Source organism: Methanosarcina horonobensis HB-1 = JCM 15518 (assembly GCF_000970285.1).
Taxonomy (GTDB): domain Archaea; phylum Halobacteriota; class Methanosarcinia; order Methanosarcinales; family Methanosarcinaceae; genus Methanosarcina; species Methanosarcina horonobensis.
Window position 1 is genome coordinate 2378053 of the sequence record NZ_CP009516.1, and the last position, 21790, is coordinate 2399842.

Consider the following 21790-nt stretch of genomic DNA (forward strand, 5'->3'; position numbering starts at 1 on the left):
CTTTGAGTTAATATATCCTAATGGTCCATAATTTTGGAAATATGTGGGGTGAATAGATGAGTGCCTTTCGAATTAAAATTATTGTTAAATTCTTTTGTATGACTATGATAACGACTTGTCTTGCAGGTCTTTCTTTAGCAGCAGGCTCACTTGATTTTGATCCTCTCCACCAGCTCCCGGCTGAAAGCGGGAAAATTTCGTACTTCAGCTCGATGGATCACGGAAGCTGTGAAGGAGCTGCCTGGGGAGAATTTCTTGGTCCCGACTGTGGAAATGATGATGCAACAAAGTACTGGTATGTGGCAATGCGCTGGCCCTATGCAGGCTTACAGGGAGCTGAGCTGTATAAGGTAAAAGACTGGTGGCACAACAAAAAGATACTCGTCACCAACCCGGAAAATGGCAAACAGGTGGTCCTTGAAGTTAAAGACTGGGGTCCGAACATAATTACCGGCAGGGTGATAGACGTCTCGAAAACCGCAATTGATGCTCTTGGTGCAAACACGGATGACATTGTAAATATCGAGTTTGCAGACCAGAATGCAGAGCTTGGAGTGTATTCCGGCGGATCAGGTCCTTCAACCCTTGAGAATTCTGAGGATAAAGGTGGGGTCGAAACAGAAGTGTTTCAATGGCCTGCGGATATGAAAACTTGCTCCGCTTCGTTAATTTACAGTACATTAAGAAATGGTGGATATCATTCAGGAATAGATATCTCAGGATCTGGGGAACAGAAAATCCTTGCAGCAGCAAGCGGTAAAGTGGTCAATATCATTGAAAACGATGTGGGTTGTGCTTCTAACTGTGAAGGGCCAGCGAAGGGGTGCAAAGACCATGGTTTTGGAAACACAGTTATAATTGAACATCAGCTGACAAATGGAAAAAAGATCTACTCAATGTATGCTCATCTTGCTTCCATAGAATCTGGTATTGAAGAAGGGAGCTATGTAATGGGTGGAATCACAAAAATTGGAATTATGGGAGCTACAGGATACGGTCAGGATGATTACTGGATAAAATGCATAAAAAATACTAATCCTCACCTTCATTTCGAAATAAAAGACTCAAATACTCTTACAAACCCCAAAAACCCATCTGAAACTGCAGAAACTGTTTATGGATATGCAGCTGGAAACCCCGACGACTATGGTTATCATAACCCGGAAAAATACATCAACAACGATGAAATCCTGGTTGTCAAAAGCTATGGTCCCGATTCGGAATCCACGTACAAAGGCAAGACTTCCGCCCAATGGGAATTCAACATTCCCGGCAACCTCGAAGGCTGGGAACCCCACAATATGGAAGGAGCCCAATATTCCGTAGAAGGAGGAAGACTTTTCATCGACCCGGCAGGGTCTGATCCCTGGATTGAAACAAATGGTCTTTACATAGATGCATCAACTGCAAAATTTATAAACCTGAAGATGTCAAGCAACTGTCCTGATAACGTCGGTGCAGTTTACTTCACAACAACAGAATCACCTGCTTATGGAGACGACAAAAAAGTAGAATTTACGACATCAACAGGGCCGGATTGGTATGAATATTCTATTTCAATGGCTGAGAATCCCCTCTGGAAGGGTACAGTTACAGGGTTTAGAATAGACCCCGCAAATAATGGGATTGCAGGTACGAATGAGGATACGGTCGGTTTTGAGTACATAAGGGTGGAATAGACGAATCTGAAAAAAGTATAATTGGGCAAATTTCCGGTGGGATAAGTGTTGATCAGATTTTGGAGAAAAGTCCTGTTAGCGAAGAAAAAGTAGAAGGAATTATGGGATGGTGAATGAGTTTATTGAGGTGCTGATGGGGTTGTTTGAAAGGCTGATTTAAGGTAGGTTAATTAGAATATCAGATAAATCGGAAATAGTTCAAATTTCCCAGGCTCCCAATTAAGAGCCTATCCGAAAAGTATTGTGACTTACTGTATCTTTAAAATTGACAGTACCGTAACCAGAGCTGATTTCAGATCAGACCTACTGCAACTTTAAAGCGTGCCATTATTGACTTTTCGGATAAGCTTTAAGTTGATATTAACCCAAGATTTAATTTTTAATCAAACATTCTTTACATCAATGAGTTCAATACTATCTTGATCTACATACTGCATGTTTCTTTCTGGAAAAACCATACATGCCATTATGATTGCTCCACTCATAAGTTTTGTTCCTCCTGTAATATCAGAGATTACATCACTCTCTTCTAGTTTTAAATCATCGTCCAAGCTATTCAACTCTTCAATTTCATTAGAAAAAATTTCAGTATTAACTGTTTTATGTATGCTTGTTAAACTAGAAGGATTTTCTATAAGAATAGGTCTAGGTATCATATCAGGTTGAACTTTTTTAAGGAAATGAATAACTATATCTTTTTCATTTTCAGACTTATCTGTATACAGTAACCAGCATACTTTCAATTTACCCTGATGTTTCATAATCGCTCTAAAAGTTTGACCGATACCCTCAATTCCGAAAAGTTTAATATATAAATTATCCAGTTGTTTTTCCAGTGACCTGACATCTACACTATTCTTTGCAATTTTTAGATTACTTTTGATATTTTTTTCAAGTTTGCTTACTTCATCGATTAAACCAACGACTTCTTTATCGGGTACCTTGATCTTACTTATGGAAACAATTAAACCTTTATACTTATTTTGGAGCTCTTTTAATTCCACCGACTTTTTATTCCTGTTCCTTGAAAGTAAAAAATCAAAGACAATTATAAAAACAGAGATAATTACAAAAATAAAAAAAGTAGTTATAATATCCCCAAAGTTAAACAATGACGAAATATAACTACATAGATCTTCACTCATAAATCCAAAAACAGTAATTATTGCACTTATTATAAAACCATAGTACGGTTTTCTTTTAGTACAGAATATAATAAACTGATTGATTACTTTGACCATGTATGATCAGTCTCGCTTTTGGATTACAGTCTCAAAATAGAACCAACTTTATACTCAGCCACATGTCTTTCCACAATAACAGCCCCTTCCAACCTCGGGTCATATGTGGCCACGAATTTTGTTGGATGGTAAAAGTGGGTCAGGAAACAGTAGAGCCATATGGGGCCTCTTCCGCTAAGGACTACTCCTTTTGCTCCGTTGATTTCTGGGGGAGCGATTGTTGATAGGTCTTCTGGAGCGAGAACGTCGGGTATTTCAAATAAGACGAGAGTATAGTCATCTTTTTCTACTGTGTTGAAATTTACTTTGCTCATAATTTCCCTACTTTCACTTAATTTAATATCTTTCACTTAATTTAATATTTTAGTTTCAAGCATTAGTTTTTCTTACTCAGCCCTGAAAAATTTCATCACTACGAATCTTTCGAACTGTTCCGAAACCTTTGGAAACAGATTTACCTATCCCTAGATGGTCAGGTATGCAAAAATTGGCCATGAAACCACCATCAAATGAGGTTATAACAGTATCTTTGTATCTCGACTTTGTAGGGAGAAGGTCAATATCGCATTTTATCTGGTCAGGAACAGAATAACCAAGAGATTTTGACATCGAGAGCAGGTTTCCTTTCAGAATATTTCGTAAAAGCTCCACTTTTTCTTCATTATTCTCGGTAAGTTTGAATTTCTCGTAGTTTTTCTGACTGAGGGCAAACCAGGGATGCAAGAATTCGTAAAAGTAGATCTTGCTGCAGAGCCCGAACTCTTCTTTCTTGAGCTTCATCGTCCTTTCGACGATTTCGTAGTCCTTGCCGTTTATATTGATTGTATCAAACTTATCAAAAATTTCTTTTAGTATATCAGTCCCTTCACTGATCCCGATCAGGAGAGGGTCTTCTCCAATAAATTTAAACTGAACAAGAGGATAGCTGTAAACAAACTGGTCAGTATTATGGTTATGCAGCTCAATTAGATCATTAAATTTTGATGCGAAGAAGCCTCGCATCGAAAATAAACTTCTTTGTAAGTCTTCAGTTGATCTGAAGGTCATTTCAAGGATTTTCAGGATCATAGGTTTCAAACTTATAATAATTCATGCCTGCAAGAGGATTAGCAAAAACTTGTTTCTATGAGATTCATACGTTTTCTGGAATTGGTAGCACTTTTCTTTCTTTGAACTCTTTAATGCCCATGTAGGTTGTTTTCTTACTTTTCTCAAGTTTTTTACCATTTTCTACATCAAGTAATATTCGAAGCTGTTTAAGACGGGGAGTATTCCAGAGTGAATCACCAATGCCTTTCTCTTCAGTCAGAATCTTAGTCAATATATGATTCTCAAAGATCGAAATGATATCCTCTATTGCATCGCTCCTTTGCTCAGTTTCTGCCAAATTCCATGAATTACTAACAAAAAGAGTTGAGTATCTTTTAGATCTCTTTGAACTGTAAAGTTTAAGAGTTATCTTAACACTCCCTAATCCTAAAGGCTTACCCATTCCAATTTTGTGAGCGCATCCATCTGGAAGCTTCAATACAAAAAGCAATGCTCCCAGTTCATTTTCAGTAAGATTTTCATAGCGTATTTTGAACTTAAATTTAGTATTGGGTTTCACAGGTTTTATTTTCGTTAATATATTTTTGTTTTTTGCAATAGAGTCACGATTTTGTTCCCAATTTTTTCCAGATTTGTGCCAATAGAATTTATTGCCTCTTATTCTAACGTTGTCGTTGTAGTTTTCCAAGTTGTCTTTATTATTTTCTTTCTGTTCCAGATAAAGTTGGATAGACGTTGGTTTTGGACCTAACATTATTTGGGGGATTGTCTCTCTCATAACTGGATTTTCAGTAGGATTTAACAAAAGAGCATCTTCGAAAAATACTCTACCAGCCAAAGAACTTTTATCGAGATTTCTTCCTTCCTCAAAAGTTGTTCCAAATAAAGCATTCGCAAAATCGAGTTTATTTTTATATTTTGTGTTGTTTACTGGTATATGCTCTCCAATAGATTTTTTATATGATAGTCGGAAGAGTGCAGTATGTCCAAAAGAAACTCTCTCTTTTTTTTCGTTGTCTACCCATTCAACATAAAAACATGGGACTTCACTTTTTTCATCACATAATTTCAAAAGATCCGGGACAAACTTTCCTCTGTTTTCATCCAATTTATAATTTAAGATATCTTCTTCTGGAATTTTAACTCGACTTTCAGTATCCCCATTTATTTCGTTTATGATCCAATCATGTTTCTTGTTATCCATTTTTCCCGAAACGACAATGTGAACACCATCTTGGATTTCATAAAAATGAAAATAGCGTCTTTCTTCTCCTAAGTTTCTAATTTTATTTTCAGATTCTTCTATTTCAATACTTTTAAACTGTTTTCCTTGCAAGTCTATTTTAGCCGGGCATATGAAATAGTCGAATCCTTCTTTCACGAGGTATCCAGCGGACATTTTATATATTGAGTTCCCTGAAATTTCATCTATCGGTTTCATCTGATTACTGTATTCTTCTCGCAAACTTTTGCTACTGCCTGCAAAAGCCCTGAAGTAAAGGTTCTTTTCTTCAAAAAAGCCAAATTTCCCCCAACTAGCGACTTCCAAAAGATTACGCACCATTCCACGAAGACTGCTGCCAGGGATGCGAACTTGTTTAGCTGGAGAAAAGAAGTCTGACTTATCTTTTGCTAGCTTTTGCTCTCTTGCTTCTTCTTCAGTCAAACTTCCTCTTATATAAGTAGGTGTTAGAGTTTCGAGTTCGCATTCAATATATCCTGTGCACCTACTCTCCATATAACTTCCATGTATACCTTTGCTTGGCAAACTATCCGCCAGAACCAGTTTACCATTTAATGGAACAAAATTATATGGCGCCCTTGAAACATCGTTCAAAGGGTCGTTTTCAGAAAATCCTACATTCTCTATTTTTTGTTCGTGAAAACTGAGATCTTGGTTTTGAGATCTTAAATTAATATTATTGCATGTCCCTACTTTGCTCGCCATCTATATCACCATCCCAATAATTTACCATGTTTGTTTATGAACGAAACAAACCTAGAATCAAAATAACTGGCCTGCATGTAGGAGGAATTATCATTTTGGAACTCATTAGTTTTAGATCCGTCGGTTTTGTAAGTTATGTAATTGCGGGTCAGAATAAACAGTCTGTTTTCGCCATCGTCCACTTCAATTCCTATTAATGGAACAATAATCTTCATTCCCCTTTTTTCAGTAAGCTCTGTGAAGTTTTCGTCAAGGCTATTTGCTTTTGTTCCCCATAAGACCTGCATCGCATCAACAACATCAGTATTATCGCCTACTTCGTCTACTCTCAACCTAAAGGCAAAATCACCAGAGTAACCATTCCATCGTTTTCTCCACAGCAGGAGTTCCTTATCCTGATTAAATAATCTCATTTTCTGTATAAACTCAGGTTTCGGAAGATCTTTCCTATAAAAAAGGAAACTAGTACCATCGTATCTACCGAACAGAACTTTATTGTCAAGATAAAAAACGCAAAATCCCGTCTCTCCAAACTTATCACATGCAAGGGCTTCGAGAGAAGAGAAATCTGATAGGCTATATTGTTTACAGGTCTCGGTGCAGGATTTCTTTTCTCTCAAGTTAAGTTCAAGTGCCTTTACTTTCATGCTTCCAGCTCCTGTTTGACACTTACTGCAAACCTGTTCAACTCTTCAACAGCATCCTTGTCAGAAAAAATTAAATTTCCTTCTTTTTCTTCAATCGAAAGCTCTTTATCTTCCCATTTTATTGCGGCAGAAAGTCCCTGCAAAACGCCTCTTCCTACATTTTTCTCTCCACCGATTGCAAGATCTCCGCACCATAGGTCCTTAAGAACCTGCATCATCAGACCCGCTTCCCATGGCTCATATTTTTCAATTTTGATTTTTACATTTAGAGCTTCGTCATTTCCTTTTGACCAGAGAGGCATGCTCTCAAAAAGGGCTGATTTTACAGTCCCTCCAGTGAAACGGTCTATTTTAATCCTTGTCTGTAATTCAGGCTCAACATTGGTGATTTTAGTTTCTTCAACCTGGACACGGCTCTTTATTTCTGCTTTAGACTCGTCACAATCTCTTTTATCTCCACATTTTAAATTCTTCCCGGCAATACCGAATAAGCAATCGATCTTATCTTCAGCAGTATTCTCTTTGGGATTAAGGGTTTTGAGAATTTTTAATGCCCTGTGCCTGATTGCTCCTTTTAAGGAGGTTCCTGGGAGTACGTATTTACCGGCTGAAGTCAGGCTTGTTGAATCGGGCATATTAGCTTTTTCAGAATAAGCCCGGATAATTATGGAATTTTTTATGGCAAATTTTGCATCGATCGAGAAGGTTCTATTTTCTATCAGGTACGGTTCCATTTTCCATTCCGATCCCTCTCCCTGATAGTCCGATTTCTGCCATTCCTGTTTTAACCATTCCAAAACATCATTTTTATTATTAAAATCTAAATGAATTACATGGATATCCTGAAGCTCGCACCTTCCAAATCCGCTGTTTGTTTTAGCACCTATGGACAATTTGCCATTTTTAAGGACATCAATAAGTGTTGCAAGAATCTTCTGGTACTTTTCTTTCGAATTATTCCCTCTGAGAGTTAATTCCCAGAAAAGATCAAATTCAGCATTTTCTTCTATCAATTCAAAGTCATATTTTCCACTTTTTTCCGCAGTCTGGCTTCTTGGATCTATTTTTACACCATCTCTAATCCTGACACTTGCATCCTTAGGGAAGAGGTCGTAACAGATGAAAGCACTTTGGAAAGATTCTTTACAATAAATACACAGCCTTCGATACGGACAATTCCGGTCGTCACATATTAAAGCGCTCAGATAAGATTCTTCTTTCTTTCCATTTCCTGTTTTTTTACGGTGAATCCCCCAGAAGCATTCTGAATCATAATATAATTGATCCTGGAAATTGTCTTCAAAATAATGCCTCAATGCACCTGCAAGAGAAGTTCCGGGAATAAACGGATTTCCTTTTGAGTCCTTCATTACTTCTATGTCAGCCAGATCATCATTTCCGCTTCCAAGAAGCAATGGGGACAGGAGTTTAAGCTTCCCTTTTACAATGGTTTTTCCAACCACAGATTCCTCGGTTAGGCCCATCAGTTCTCCCTCCTTTCTCTTACAGCCGGGGTTTTCTTCGATTCTTTCCTCATTTTTGCCAAAAAAGTTATCCAGTAGTGGAAATAAAGTCTGGATCTTGTGTCTTCATCTTCTTTAGGATCGAAATTTATCAAAGTGCAGGTTTCGTTCAGATTGTAGTCTTCATCGAACTGGGTGAAGATCTCATACTCCTTCGCTTTATAGACATCTTTATTTACAGAAACATCTTTTTCGTCTTTGGAATTGTTCTTCTTCGGTACTACAAAACTGTACAATGTTTCCTTTATTTTCTCATTTCTGCACTTATCCAGTTTATTTTTTGTAAGTTGAGGAAAAGCTTCAACAGCGGTCATAAATTTTTTAGGAGAACCTGAATCTCTTAACATAAGATCCATTCTCCCGATAAGAGAATTGGAAGGTATCCTGCTTTTTTCCTTTAAAAAGCCTGAACAATCTTCCAGTGCTCTCGCTTCAATTCTCGTGTAATACGAATTGAGTATGACATTTTTGACGATATCTTTCACCAGGTCAGGAATTTTTCCACCGGGCTTACTGACATTTCCTTTCGGTTCACCTTTTGTTTCTTCTTCCGGCTTATGCAATTCATAGTTTTTCTCTTTCTGCAGATCTATGGCAAAACGTCCGAAACCTTCACCAGTCCGTTCGCCTATTCCTGTTTTTTGAAGCTCCAGGAGGGACTTTTTTAGCAACTCTTTTATGTCCTTGTCAAGTTGATCGTTTGCTACTCGGATTTTTATTTCAAAGCAGGAACCTGCTTTGATCGAATTTTCGCTTGGTTTCTTCAAGAGCCACTTGCTTACAAAATTTTCAACAATTTCTGTTTTTTTGAAGCTTTTTGTAATTTCAATATTATCTATGGTTAAATTTAGAGTATCCACGTTCAAAGATTTGGCAAGAGACTTTCTCAAATCGTTAATCGAAGCCGAAGCAAATCCACATTCGTTGTTGATGAGCGCAGGCGACAGGAAAGTCAAAATAAAATGATTTTTCAATTCATCAAGCGTTAAACCCTGCAATTCTGACTCATATTTTTCCGGTTCTTTAGAGACCCATGTAAGCTTTGCTTCACCGTATTGGGTACTTTTCGATCTTCCAATTCTGATTTTCCCGCGGCTTTCAAGCAAAGTTTTTATTTGTCTGAGATCAGTTTCACTTCCAAGAATTCTTCCAGCAAAAATCTGGCCAGAGTCCAGAGATTCATAGTTAAAAATGGTTCCTTCCTCACTGTGCCCTTTTAACCTGTTTTCTCTTGCATGGTGGAAATTTATTGACTTTTTTACATTTTTAGTGAAAATTTTACTGTCTTCTATGTTACTGTCTTCTATATGTTGCCGTTTCTCTATCCTGCAGTAAGTGCCTACATGATTTTTTTGTTTCGTATCTGGGTCTTCTATAATCAAATCAAAGGCTTTATTTGCTTCAGTTTCAGGTTCGGCAATTTTATATTTGTTGATTGAGAATGGAGTGGGGAAGAAATAGTTTTTTTGACCATTTTCTTCGTCTGCGATGTAAGCGTTGGTAAAGATAAGCCCAGAGTTTAAGAACCACCTGTGGAACGTGGGGTCTTCGTGCGCATCTGAGTGGAGATTCGCCTTTTTTATATAGTTATTAGCGAAAATACCCTGAACGACAGTTCCCGGAATGTAGTCAAGAGTAGAGACCATGTTCGTATCTCCTGAAATCTGTGTCAGAAGCACTGGGGACAATGTTTCTATTTCATAAGTGAGTTGATACATTTTAAACCTCCACCAATTTTCGAAGCTTTACAATGGATTCATCATATTCGGGAACCTGTTCTCCACTTAAAGAACAGCTTACAAGCCCGAATCCCCTGTTCCTGTTTGTGCCAATATGTCTCAAATTCCTAGCAGCAAAGGATAGAAAATCAACTTTTTCGATTTCTATTTCTCCTGAAGTTTCCATCTTTGCAGAGAACTTTAATCCTCTGTTCAGGACTCTTGACGTCCTTAGAGAATGTTCTTTTTTTATTCCTTCTTTCTTAATAGCTGTCTGTCGCCGGATAGAAGTGAAAGTATTGAGGACAGTGTCTTTTGAAAAAATACTTCTATGTTTGTCTTCCAGCCACTCAACCCACTGCTTGTTTAAAGCATAATCTTCGATGTAAGCATTTGAAAAAGAAAGCTCACCACTTTCCGTTTGGCCTATTTCCCCGAAAAGAGAATCGATTTCTTTTTGTGAAACGAACCCAATACTTGCTTTTTCGAATATTTCCAGTACTTCTACTGCTGATTCCCTGAGGCAGCCTTTGATCCTTTTTGCAGGAATGTATGGAAGCCCATATTTATCAAAAACAATGTCAGAATCAATTGTAGCTCCCCATCCTTCACCTGATCCTATAAGAGTGTCAGAAAGAAGTCCAATATTCAGGTTAAAGCTGGACATCACTCACCTCCTTCTCTTCGAGTTTTATCGGGTAAATTTCCATCAATTCAAGCATATCAAAATAAGGTGTAAATTGTTTCTTATTTTCACATAACCACCCTGTATCTTTACATTCAGGATATCCCTCAATTTCAGGCAAAGTACGACCTCGATAACTCATTTCTTGAATGAAAATTTTAGCAGAGTTGGAGCCCATCGTCAGTACTTCTCTTAATTCTTTAATTTTGGAATTAGGCCATCCTTTTTGCTCGGGTTTTTCAGCCTCTGCGCCGTCATCCATTCCTTTGAAATGCTTGATACCCTTTATGCATTTGGAAAAGTTCCGATAATCGTTTTCATTACCAACAACTCTGTAAGGTCTAAGACAAAGGTATCCAGTAGTTACTTCGTAATTGGCTCTGCGGATGTCGTCCAGTTCCCCTGAGAGACCCCCATATGCAAGGTGAAAATCCAGCCAGGAACTGTTTTCTTCCTTCTTCTTTCTGGATTCTTTTTTAGCATTCTTGCAGAGATCTTCAGCTAATTCGTAACCACGATAGAAAGGATATTTTGTTTTAGTGATGGCTACACCTGCGCAGGATGACAGCTGTATCTTCTCATCTCCTTTCGTACCTTCCTTTTCAGCAAACTTTTCCATGAAAATCTTAGCAAAGTAGATTCCTAGTTTTCCGGGACATACGAAAGTAATATCATCCCCGCCTATGATTATAGGCCTGATTGGTAAAAGGTGCCAATTGAAATCAAAATAATCATAAATATAATCGTCCGTTTCTATCTTTTCGATTATAATTCCTAAAAGCTCTTCCACTGATTTCTTTGTTGAATTTTTTACTGATTTAGAGAGGTTTCGTATTTCTCGAAGTGTTTTACATGATTTGAATGCAGAACCCATGCTATTTCCATCAATATGTACGATGGCTATGTGGCTGTCGTCATCGCACTGTCCAAGTTCTTCAAACTCTTTGGGAAACTTATATATTTGCTTTAAAACTTTTTTAAAATCCTCATGTAATTTATCGGTTGCAGCATCAGCAACAGCTAATTTCGCCCTGGCAACTGAAGAAATGTAAACTTTTTTATCTTTCATTGTTTTATCCAAACATTCAGCCGACAGCCCCGTCCTATTGCACTCGGCGGTTATCCCATGTCTGGGTAAAGTTGTCTGAGGCTGGTATTTTAATTTGTTTTCAGTCAGCTGTTTAAATATTTTGGTAATGATATCCGGAAATTTGTCTTTATTGTTCAGGTATCCATCATCAATTGCGCAAATTGCAATATTCGGATTCAGTCCCGGAGTATTTATTAAAAGTTCTTTTGACCACTCTTTTGCGAGATCTTTTGCCTTTTCTTGATCATTTAAAAAAAGAAGTGCGTTTCCGCCTCCAATATACCCCACTTCGGCCTCAACCCCAGAGTCAAGGATTCGGATCTCGTCGGCAAAACCATCCGTAGCATCTTCATTTTTTGTCCACTCAGTCCAGCTTTCAAAATCTTTTGCATCAAGACCGACTCTTTGCCAGGCTGTCTTAAGATTATCTTCGAATACGTTTTCGACAAGATAAGAAGCTCCGTAGTTCTCCTTCAATTTGTTACTTCCGAAAACATATCTCTGGATAGAAGCAACTTCCAATAAAACGGCGTAAATAGTGCTCATGTATAACCAACTCTACAAATCCCGAAATATCATAAGACTTCTGTCGTTCCTGAAAATTTACAAATCAATATCATAATTTTAATTAAGTCTTACAATTCAACTCCCTTAAACTTGGGGGATATATTCACCTCAATTAACTCATTTTTGTTACTTTGTTCTATATACTCGAGGCCGCGGTCAGAATTTAAACACGATAATACCATTGCAGCTGTCATTGGTTTATTTCCTGCAGTAATGTCTGCAACGATGTCGGTTTCTCTCAAGTCAGAAGGTAAATCGTCGTATATCTCATCTATAATTTCCTTTATGTGTTTACTGTTATTTGGATCATTAATTCTCACAGGTTCTGGTTTTATCGCGTTCTCGGTTACTATTTCAAAAAAGCTTTTCACAACATCTAAATTCACACCGGACTGGTCAGAATAGATCAACCAGCAATGCCTTAATTTTCCTGTTTTTAAATGATAATCCAGAGCCCTGAAAGTTTGCCCAATCCCGCGGATACCAGCAATTGTTTCAACATTACCTGTTTCTTTATAGTTCTTGATGTCTTTTTTGCATTTTTCCAGGTATTCTCTCTTTTCTTTGTCGCCTTTTTCTTTATTGTCACTTACGAAAGCTATCAGTCCTTTATACTCACCTCGTAATTTTCTACTGTTAATTGAGCTGTCTATTAATTTTCTCAGCTTTTTTTCATTTCTTTTCTCAAAAGCAACGAATAAAAGGATCAGACATAGAAATAAGAAGACAATAATTAAAACACTTTGAAAATTACCAATGTTGTAGCTCAAAATATTGGAGAGGAGATTTATAAAAATTGCAAACAAGCCTGACCATATCAAAAAAGGAACCAATTCATTTGTATTCAATAATTTTCTAGCAACTTTATTTGACATAAATCTCCCAACCAACATGATTTAAAGATTTCAAGACTATTTCTGGATCATTCTGAGGATTTTAAGTTCAATGCTTCCCTTATTTACAATATCTGTAGATAATTATTTGAGAATACTTCTTTAATTTTGGTTATATTTGTAATGTAATAAATAAATTTTTGCATTCATTAGGACATCTTTCTACATAAGAAATTACTGGGTATATATTTAAATAAATTCTTTAATTTTTTTATTGAAACACTGTTCAATTCTTTCAAGCCCGGCTGCATAATCGGTATGTTTGTAATAGTTCACCCAGGGGTCAACAACATTATAAATATTATTAATTACAGTATTCAGAGCCTTAACCTTATTTTCATTGACGGAAAAGACATTTTCTACTCCTTCTTTATTATTTATGCTCTCAGCACTCACAATATTCTCGATGCTCTCGACGACCTTCTCAATAGACCCTTCAGTAGGCATAACTCTTATAACGCTTCCAGCCCCGTTTTCCTCTTCAATTACCTCAAAGTAGAACCCCACGAATTCAAACCCATTTGCGGCAGTCCCGACATAGGTCTTTTCTTTATTCAATTCGAGGCCCAGGTCGCCCATAAAAGCCTTTATCCTTTCCGGGTCTATCCACTCCTTTGAAAGGACCACAAAGTCATCGGAAAAACGCACAAGGTGCTCTATTGATTCTCCTTCAACATTCTTGAGCCCGATCTCAGTCCAGTGGTTGTCGAACTGGTCCAGGTAGAAGTTTACAAGAAGTGGAGAGATTATCCCGCCCTGGAGCAGCCCTTTTCCGGAAGCTTTTCCGGAAGCTTTTCCGGAGCTGCCTGCCTGTGAGCCTTTCTTGAGCCAGTCCTGGACAAGGGAAAGTATCAATTTGTCTTCGATTCTCGTTTTAAGGATCTTCATCAGTTTATCATGGGGGATGCTGTCAAAACAGTCCTCTATATCTCCCTTTAAGTAATGGGTGCTTCCGGCTTCGAGCCATTTGTAAACTTCAAGGCTGGCAAGTTTTGCAGACCTATACGCCCTGTAGCCGTAGGAGCAGTTTTCAAAATCAGCTTCAAAAATAGGCTCAAGGACGAGTTTTACAGCTCCCTGGACAAGCCGGTCTTTAAGGGTTAAAATTCCAAGCTGCCTTGTCTCCCCGTTTCGTTTGGGGATTTCGACCCTTCGGACTTCGTCAGCAGCATACCGATTTATTTCAAGTTCCTTCTTTACTGCCCGGATGAAGTTTTCAATCCCTGAAGCCTCTACCTGCTGGATGGTAAGGGAATCCACACCTGTACCCTTTGTGGTTCTGTTAAGGCTCTTCCAGGCCGTGTACAGGACCTCGTCTTTCAAAAGCAGTTTTTTAAGTTTCTTAAACTTCTTTTCTGGGTTTCTCTTCGCTTTGCTGTACAGTTTCAGTTGAATCTCGGCTAGTGGCTGGTTCTGTATATCAGGTTCCTCCTTAAATGGTCATTAATTTTCAGTCAGCTACAGAACCTGATATACTTAGCCGCGAAGAATTCGGTTTTTTTCCGAATTAGAGTTGCTGATACTGTTTTTTAGGAGATCTTTTCAAAAAAATTATTAGTGCAGGGGATAATTTTCAATCCTTATTTTAGTGGAAGCTACCTCTCGACCAGGAAAAATCGAAGGAGGTGAAAGAATAGGATGCCACAGGTTTCAATCCTTGTTTTAGTGGAAGCTACTTCTCGACGCACTAAAAGAAGATTACCAAAAAGAAGCTGAAAAGGAGTTTCAATCCTTGTTTTAGTGGAAGCTACTTCTCGACGAGGAAGGTGATATCGTCTTTGTTGACGTATTGAAAAGGTTTCAATCCTTATTTTAGTGGAAGCTACTTCTCGACGCATTATATTTGAATAACAACAATATTTCTTTAAAGAAGTTTCAATCCTTATTTTAGTGGAAGCTACTTCTCGACCCATAGAGAAGAATTGCTTCGCTCGGGAGATTTTAGTTTCAATCCTTATTTTAGTGGAAGCTACTTCTCGACCGTTTGAAGCAAGCGGTGCGAGCGTAAGAATGAGGGTTTCAATCCTTATTTTAGTGGAAGCTACTTCTCGACTATTTTTGATAAAAACGGCATAAAAACAATCGAAGAAGTTTCAATCCTTATTTTAGTGGAAGCTACTTCTCGACCAGGGAAAAATAATAGAAGAAGCTATTGATATCGGAAGTTTCAATCCTTATTTTAGTGGAAGCTACTTCTCGACGAACTTCTGAAATGCGGAGAAGTCCTGGTTATTTCTGTTTCAATCCTTATTTTAGTGGAAGCTACTTCTCGACCTGGAAAACTTATTACTTTAAACCAGACAGACATGGTTTCAATCCTTATTTTAGTGGAAGCTACTTCTCGACGAAAGAAGAATCCAGAGTACAGGCTTGCCCGTTTCAAGTTTCAATCCTTATTTTAGTGGAAGCTACTTCTCGACCTATGGTCGTAGCTGTACAGAATGTGAACATCCACTGTAGGTTTCAATCCTTATTTTAGTGGAAGCTACTTCTCGACTATGACAGAAGAAGCGGTCGATAGCATCAGAGAAAATTGTTTCAATCCTTATTTTAGTGGAAGCTACTTCTCGACCTAGTAGAACAGATAGCGAATAAAGCAAGAGCAAATAGTTTCAATCCTTATTTTAGTGGAAGCTACTTCTCGACGAAAGAAATGAGAACCTTCCCGCTAAAAGCAGCGAGTTTCAATCCTTATTTTAGTGGAAGCTACTTCTCGACTGGAATGCTTGATGATCAAGCGGATGCAGCTCTAAAGGAAGCAGTGGTTTCAATCCTTATTTTAGTGGAAGCTACTTCTCGACTTAGAAGTAGAGGATGTTTATGAGCCTCTAGAAAAGTTTCAATCCTTATTTTAGTGGAAGCTACTTCTCGACAGGAATACAGAACCAACGCCAGATCCATTTGAAAAGGTTTCAATCCTTATTTTAGTGGAAGCTACTTCTCGACTCCGAGAGTCTGTGACATTACATCCAGAATTTGCGAGTTTCAATCCTTATTTTAGTGGAAGCTACTTCTCGACAGGGTCGTTTTCCCTTATTTTCAGCAAATTATTAAGTAATTTCAAATCTGAAAACTAATATCAAACAGCTTATTTTTCACTTTGACTGTCTAATATTTGGAATTTACCTGTTTTTGTTTTGGTCAACAAAATTTGCTGGTCGACAAATAACTGGATAGTATATAAGGAGCAGCAAGTTATAAACTTTTTCATTTTTAACTGCTCGATGTTGATATTATTTTTTTATCAATGTACATGTCTGTATACTTTTTCAAAACTGTTTGGGAAGTTAGGGATGAGCAGCAAATCTAAAATTTAATTATAACGTTGTGCTCTTCCTGTGCATTGTGATTTTTACATTTCATCTCGAACAGAAAAAGAAAGAATTATTTCTAATTATTTCAAAACAGTTATTTACGATGTTTCGGACGAATCCGTTTTTCTGTAAATTAGTTTGTGAAGTTGAAAAAAAGCGTGATTCTTCTGGAAAACGGTCAATAATTTCCAGGATTCGGAAAAAAGCCGAATTCTTCGCGAAATAGTATTTGTATGTCTGTAGGGTTAAAAGAATATGGGACCTGTAGTACAGAGTTCTCAAATAACAGGGGGAATTACTAAATTCGCCTGATTGTTGATGAATATGGGACTTATATACATAAGAAAAGCAATCGGTTTATTTTCGTGGATAAGACTGAAAAGTTGCTTAAAAAGGGCTTTTCGGCAGATAAGGTCTCACAGATCCTGATTTACACGGGAGCTGCAGTTACTGCTGATGCAATCGAGCTTGCGGTCAAAAAAGGAATTGACATCGTTTACCTGGACAGGATGGGGAAGCCTTTTGCAAGGACTTATTCTTGCGGACAGGAAAACTCTGCAACCGTACAGCGCTACCAGGCAAGAGCTTATGATGACGGGAAAGGGATTTTTCTTATGAGCTCTATGATCGGGGCTAAAATCCGGAATCAGGCTTATTTTTTAAAGAGTTTGGCAAAAAACAGAGACAATGAGCGTCTGGCAGGACAGGCAGAAAGGATCATGTCCCAGGCAGAAAAAATAAAAAAGCGGGCTGAAGAATGGGGCTATATCGAAGAAGCAAGGGATAGTCTCTTCGGGATTGAAGGCGAAGCTTCACGGATTTACTTTCAGGCCCTATCAAACGTCCTTCCCGAAGCCGTGTACTCGGGGACGAGAACAAAAAGGCCGCCCGGAGACCTTTTCAACGCAATGCTCAGTTACGGGTACGGTATCCTCTATACAGAAGTGGAAAAAGCCTGCATACTCTCAGGCCTTAACCCCTACATGGGTTTCCTGCATACCGACCTGCCGGGAAAGCCTTCCCTCGTCCTTGACCTGATTGAAGAATTCCGGCAGCCGGTTGTGGACAGGTCTGTGCTCAGCCTGATTTCAAAAAATCTGGTAACAAAAAACGACCTTAAACCGGTTGAAGGCGGTTTTTACCTGAACAGGGCTGGAAGGCATAAAACTCTGGAAGCCGTCTCCGAAAGGCTGGCAAAGGTTATAAATTATCGGGACTTCAGGCACTCTTTTTCCAGCCTCGTCCTGCTGCAGGCAAGGGCGGTTTCAAAATTCCTGACTGGTGAAAGAAACGGTTATGCTCCTTTTGTTTACTGGAGATAAGGATTTGAGGACGGTACTGAGGAAGTTTTTGGAGATTCAACATGTTTTTATGGCTTGTCTATGACATAACCGATAACAGCCTCCGGAACAAAGTTTCGGAAAAGTGCCTGGACTTCGGGCTCTACAGGTTCCAGAAAAGCGTATTTTTCGGGGAGCTGGAACAGGAAAAGATGTATTCCCTTGCAGAAGAAATCGAACAGGTCCTTGACCATGAGGAAGGTACCGAAGAAGATTCCGTGCTCCTTTCACCGGTTTGCACAGCCTGCCTTGGAAAAAGGCTTGTAATCGGGAAAAACTTCGACATTGACACATACGCAGAAAAAGAATGCTTATTTATTGCTGAATGAGCTGAAACTGTAAGGAAAAAAACAGGAAATAAATAGGAAAAAATACAGGAATAAAGCGAAAAAAGATAGAATAAGGAAAAACGGGGTGAAGTCCAAGAAAAACAGGAAGTAGAAAAAGCACTGCAGGAACGGGAAAATATGGCTGTGATGATTGCAACCCTCGGAGGGTCTGGAGATATAATAAAACTGGGAGTCCGGCTGATGGAAAATGTAGATAAGGTCCTGATTGTTGCCGGAAAGCCCTTATACGAACTTTATCCTGAATCTGAAATCAAAGAAGGTACGGAAATTGTAAATCCCCCGGAAAAAGCTTCAGAACTCACTAAGCTCCTTGACGGGTTTGGAATCGGTGTGGAAACTTTCAAAGTAGACCCTTTTAATTTTAAAGAGTGCCTGATTACGATAATTGAGCTGATCCATTCCCAGCCTGAAGGTGTTGAAGTTGTTTTAAACGTAACAGGCGGAACAAAAATTCTATCCCTTGCAGCCATGAGTGCTGCAGGCATGTGCCGCTGCAAAGCTTTCGTTATCCAGGAAAAAGGAAACGGAAGCATCAAACTTGAACTCCCAATGCCTGATTCCGGCTATTTCGAAAAAATAGGAAAGCAGGGAAAGAAGATCCTCTCCTACCTTATGCAGGAAGAAAAGAAGCTGAAAAAGCCCCTCGAGCAGTGCAGTGATGAAAAACTCAAGCCCTTCATAACTAAAAATATAGCAAACCACCTCGGAGTCACCCCCCAGACCATCACCCCAACCCTCAAGGCCCTGGAATTTTCCGGGCTTCTCTCCAGCAGGAAAGGCGCAGTAAAAAGAGGAGAGCCCGCAGGAGGGAAATCTGGAGTAAAAATCTGGAGTCTGACAGATGAAGGAAAGATTTATGCTGCCTATTTCAGTAAGGAAAAGCTTCGCATGATATAAAGTAGAACGCCAAAACATTTAACCGAATGCGATGGTCAGGTTTTGCTTATAAAAATCATCTAAGGAAGCTTAAAATTCGTGATGTTGTATAGGTATTTATCATGAAAGAAAATAAAGGCAAAAATGCGGATTTTACAGGAACATGGCATATTTACGAGATGGAGCTATGGGATGAGGACTATTTCAATATGGACGTTCAGGCTTATATTAAGATAAAGCCGGATAACCTCGGGTCTTTTCAATTTGGTCTGATTTGTGGTGAAATAGATGGAAAGATCGTTGATTACGTTGAAGGCACAAGATTTGAATTCACCTGGGAAGGAAATGATGAGTGCGACCCTGTCTCTGGTTTCGGCTGGGTCAGGATAAGAAAAAACGATGAACTCGAAGGTGAGTTCAGGCTTCATCTGGGAGATAGTTCTACTTTTTTAGCAAGGAAAGTAGAGGAATTAAATCAGGGTTTTGAGAGTTAACTTAGCGTTTAAGAGTTAACTTAGAGTTTATCTCATACTCGCAAACCTTCGGAAACCATCTGAAAACAACTCAATCTATCTCCTGTAATAGTTTTTTTGCTGCTTCCAAATCCCCAAGCTCAGTGTATGATTCAGCTTCTGCTCCGAGCATATTTCTTATTATCGATTCATCCGAGTGAGGGAAAAGCCGACGGAAATCCTGGCAGTATTTTATCCTTTTTACGTAAAAGGCTTTATCTTTCAGCCCTGCGTTGCCCAGTTCAATTTCAAAATCCTGACACCAATTAAAAATACTTTGCATAAGATCCGGAATGAATTTATCGGCTTCAGTAACGGATTTTATATGAGGAGGGACAATACTTACTATCATGTTCCAGGTTTTTTCCCACTTTTCCAGTCCTTCGCCGTAATTCTGTTTATCAATGTCTTCGTAGCCTTCCTGCATCAAATCATCGATCATTTCTACATTGTGTTTCTCCGGGGTTATACGGTTCCATAACTCTATCATTGCCAGCCAGATGAAATCTTCATCCGGACCTGGGGCATGGAAGTCCTGTGTATAATAATGATCTTCTGCTAATTGAATTGCAGAGATATGATGTTGAGCCTGTTTTTTAAAACGTTCTATTTTGAAATCAATGTTCATTGATTGTAACTTTTCAATTATTTCTGAAGTGCTCATCTTTCTTACTTTATCAAGATTCGATGAAAAAATTCGCTGATTTGTTTTTCATCTAATTTATATTTTTTATTCAACTCTTTAAGTGTCCCATTATATGCTTCTGAATAAAGATTAAAAATTTTTCCAGATATTTTTTGATAGAATCGTATAGTAAGCTAGAAATTATGTTAGAAATGTAGGCTGAAGCTAATACTAAAGATAATGATGATAATAAATACGGATCTATCGTTCATATCCCTTTGACATTGGGCACTTCATAATAACAACGCAGTTCATTATTAAAAACGTATAAATTAATTTTTCTATTTTAGGTTCTGTGTAGTCTATGAGGGCTAAGGGTTATTTTCAGCTGTAGTCGGTCATGTAAAGTTGTTCATACCTCATAGACTACACAGTAAATAAAAACATAATGTTTATATACCGATATTCCCAATAAAAAAATTATGAGCGATTACTTAGAATCGAAACTTGCAGGAATTGATATTGCAGTCGGATGGGCAGTCGATTCTTTTCTTTTCCCTACGAAATCAGGAAATTTTGATCCTTGGGGGAAAAAAATCACAGCTGATTTCATTGATCTTGTAATTAATCATGAATCAACAGTATTTCCTTCTCCATCTCCCAAATCAATTAAAATGCTGGATCTGAAGGAAAGCGATAGTTATTTGCCAAAAATTTATTCAAAAAATATTGGATTAGTAAAACCATACTTAGGTCGAACCGCAAAAGATATTCCATTGAGCGATGAGAAATTAGTTAAAGAATTTGATGCATTTAAAGCTTGGATTTATAATCCAGAAAATTACAAAAAATTAAAAATTTGGCTGAAGTATCACTTGACAGAAGAAAGATTGCTCAAACGAAAATTGGCGGTCATACCTACTTATGAAGTTAATGATTTTTTAAAGAGTGAAAACCGATTAGAAATGGCTAAAGTTCTCAACATTAAAGAGGAATATTTTATCTATTCTTTTGACATTTGGATAAGAACAATAAAGTATTACGAAATTTTTGGAAATGATGTCACATATTTTCCGCATGAATATCGCGCAAATGCAATCATCCATAATTTTGATTTTCCATCACAATTAAACTGGAGCTTACAAACACCCAGCGACTATGAGTGGTCATGGGGACAATATTTTGTTTCAGAAATGTCAAGAAATAAGGATTTTAATAAAAAAGATTTACTCATTAATCATATTCCCTTAATCCATGAAGAAACTCTTAAAAGAAAGGCTGATTTTGAAAATAAAAAGCCAGAAGAGAAAATTGACGCTGTTACTGAAATTGCTGCCGAATTGAATTTACCTGCAAATATAAAAAGTGATATATTTAGTAAAGCGCAGCGTGCTTATCAATCACTCACAACTATAGCAACTATAGGGTCTCTTGCTTTACCTCCATCCCCTCAGCTTAATTTAATTCGAATTCTTATACTTGGAGGATTGATACCAGTTACATGGTGGGACGGGAGAATACCTGGAAAATTGGGAAAAGTTAAATTTTTAAAGGGGATTATTGAATGGCAAAATTTAGTAAAAAGACCTGGTTCTCCTTAAGGAATTATGAAAAATATAAACTGTACGTTAGCGTCCTTCTCCGTTCGCCTTCTGGCTTCTGCCCGAGCACTGGCGTGGAAGCAAAACAGAATCGGTTGGTACGTACACAGTAAAAGGCTCAGGAGGAGTTG

The 21790-nt window shown here is 38.0% G+C and carries 18 protein-coding genes and 1 CRISPR repeat array; of the genes, 6 read left to right on the forward strand and 12 right to left on the reverse strand.

The annotated features are described in order from the left end of the window. The first annotated feature begins 104 nt into the window (after window positions 1-104). Entirely contained in the window at window positions 105-1679 is a 1575-nt protein-coding gene (locus MSHOH_RS10360) for a peptidoglycan DD-metalloendopeptidase family protein (protein WP_162197626.1), read from the forward strand. A 383-nt stretch (window positions 1680-2062) separates the two neighbouring features. Here the strand turns inward: MSHOH_RS10360 and MSHOH_RS10365 are convergent, their stop codons facing one another. The 11 genes from MSHOH_RS10365 to MSHOH_RS22775 all read right to left on the reverse strand — a co-directional run bounded on the left by MSHOH_RS10365 (window position 2063) and on the right by MSHOH_RS22775 (window position 14364). Continuing rightward, window positions 2063-2920, reverse strand: coding sequence for a hypothetical protein (locus MSHOH_RS10365; protein WP_048139446.1), 858 nt, complete (start codon window positions 2918-2920; stop codon window positions 2063-2065). A 23-nt stretch (window positions 2921-2943) separates the two neighbouring features. Further along, entirely contained in the window at window positions 2944-3270 is a 327-nt protein-coding gene (crn3, locus tag MSHOH_RS10370) for a CRISPR-associated ring nuclease Crn3/Csx3 (protein WP_204245413.1), read from the reverse strand. Between the two features lie 40 nt (window positions 3271-3310). Next, entirely contained in the window at window positions 3311-3988 is a 678-nt protein-coding gene (locus MSHOH_RS10375) for a CRISPR-associated endonuclease Cas6 (RefSeq protein WP_048139450.1), read from the reverse strand. A gap of 64 nt (window positions 3989-4052) precedes the next feature. Next, a complete protein-coding gene (locus MSHOH_RS22150) occupies window positions 4053-5918 on the reverse strand; it encodes a TIGR03986 family type III CRISPR-associated RAMP protein (protein WP_052730814.1) in 1866 nt (621 codons plus the stop codon). Between the two features lie 5 nt (window positions 5919-5923). After that, complete coding sequence (csx19, locus tag MSHOH_RS10385; RefSeq protein ID WP_048139452.1) at window positions 5924-6565, reverse strand: type III-D CRISPR-associated protein Csx19; 642 nt, start codon at window positions 6563-6565, stop codon at window positions 5924-5926. After that, window positions 6562-8049, reverse strand: a complete 1488-nt coding sequence (locus MSHOH_RS10390) for an RAMP superfamily CRISPR-associated protein (RefSeq protein ID WP_048139454.1) — start codon at window positions 8047-8049, stop codon at window positions 6562-6564. Before MSHOH_RS10390 ends, csx19 begins: the two co-directional genes overlap by 4 nt. Beyond that, window positions 8049-9806: a hypothetical protein gene (locus MSHOH_RS10395; RefSeq protein WP_048139456.1), complete on the reverse strand. Its 1758-nt coding sequence runs from the start codon at window positions 9804-9806 to the stop codon at window positions 8049-8051. The genes MSHOH_RS10390 and MSHOH_RS10395 overlap by 1 nt, the downstream gene beginning before the upstream one ends. A 1-nt stretch (window position 9807) precedes the next feature. Then, window positions 9808-10473: an RAMP superfamily CRISPR-associated protein gene (locus tag MSHOH_RS10400; RefSeq protein WP_052730815.1), complete on the reverse strand. Its 666-nt coding sequence runs from the start codon at window positions 10471-10473 to the stop codon at window positions 9808-9810. Then, on the reverse strand, window positions 10460-11869 hold the full coding sequence (locus MSHOH_RS10405) for a Cas10/Cmr2 second palm domain-containing protein (protein ID WP_158024116.1): 1410 nt from the start codon (window positions 11867-11869) through the stop codon (window positions 10460-10462). The genes MSHOH_RS10400 and MSHOH_RS10405 overlap by 14 nt, the downstream gene beginning before the upstream one ends. A 347-nt stretch (window positions 11870-12216) precedes the next feature. Next, window positions 12217-13023 carry a hypothetical protein gene (locus MSHOH_RS10410; protein ID WP_158024117.1) on the reverse strand — a complete coding sequence of 269 codons (807 nt, stop codon included), beginning with the start codon at window positions 13021-13023 and terminating at the stop codon, window positions 12217-12219. Window positions 13024-13230: 207 nt separating this feature from the next. Beyond that, on the reverse strand, window positions 13231-14364 hold the full coding sequence (locus MSHOH_RS22775; RefSeq protein WP_158024118.1) for a reverse transcriptase domain-containing protein: 1134 nt from the start codon (window positions 14362-14364) through the stop codon (window positions 13231-13233). A 247-nt stretch (window positions 14365-14611) separates the two neighbouring features. Next, a CRISPR array of direct repeats spans window positions 14612-16060; the repeat unit is 37 nt; unit sequence GTTTCAATCCTTATTTTAGTGGAAGCTACTTCTCGAC. 606 nt (window positions 16061-16666) lie between these two features. Here MSHOH_RS22775 and cas1 point away from each other — a divergent pair. From cas1 to MSHOH_RS10435, 4 genes are all read left to right on the forward strand, one after another. Beyond that, on the forward strand, window positions 16667-17677 hold the full coding sequence (gene cas1, locus MSHOH_RS10420; RefSeq protein WP_275425580.1) for a CRISPR-associated endonuclease Cas1: 1011 nt from the start codon (window positions 16667-16669) through the stop codon (window positions 17675-17677). Window positions 17678-17718: 41 nt separating this feature from the next. Next, window positions 17719-18024 (forward strand): CRISPR-associated endonuclease Cas2, encoded by a 306-nt coding sequence (cas2, locus tag MSHOH_RS10425; RefSeq protein WP_048139461.1) that lies wholly within the window; start codon window positions 17719-17721, stop codon window positions 18022-18024. Between the two features lie 138 nt (window positions 18025-18162). Further along, window positions 18163-18942: an HFX_2341 family transcriptional regulator domain-containing protein gene (locus tag MSHOH_RS10430; RefSeq protein ID WP_048139463.1), complete on the forward strand. Its 780-nt coding sequence runs from the start codon at window positions 18163-18165 to the stop codon at window positions 18940-18942. A 101-nt stretch (window positions 18943-19043) separates the two neighbouring features. Continuing rightward, window positions 19044-19415, forward strand: coding sequence for a hypothetical protein (locus MSHOH_RS10435; RefSeq protein ID WP_048139465.1), 372 nt, complete (start codon window positions 19044-19046; stop codon window positions 19413-19415). A gap of 70 nt (window positions 19416-19485) precedes the next feature. Here the strand turns inward: MSHOH_RS10435 and MSHOH_RS10440 are convergent, their stop codons facing one another. Next, entirely contained in the window at window positions 19486-20097 is a 612-nt protein-coding gene (locus tag MSHOH_RS10440; protein ID WP_239451329.1) for a hypothetical protein, read from the reverse strand. A gap of 443 nt (window positions 20098-20540) precedes the next feature. Between MSHOH_RS10440 and MSHOH_RS10445 the strand changes: the two genes are divergently transcribed. Beyond that, window positions 20541-21659, forward strand: coding sequence for a hypothetical protein (locus MSHOH_RS10445; RefSeq protein ID WP_048139467.1), 1119 nt, complete (start codon window positions 20541-20543; stop codon window positions 21657-21659). Window positions 21660-21790 lie beyond the last annotated feature (131 nt).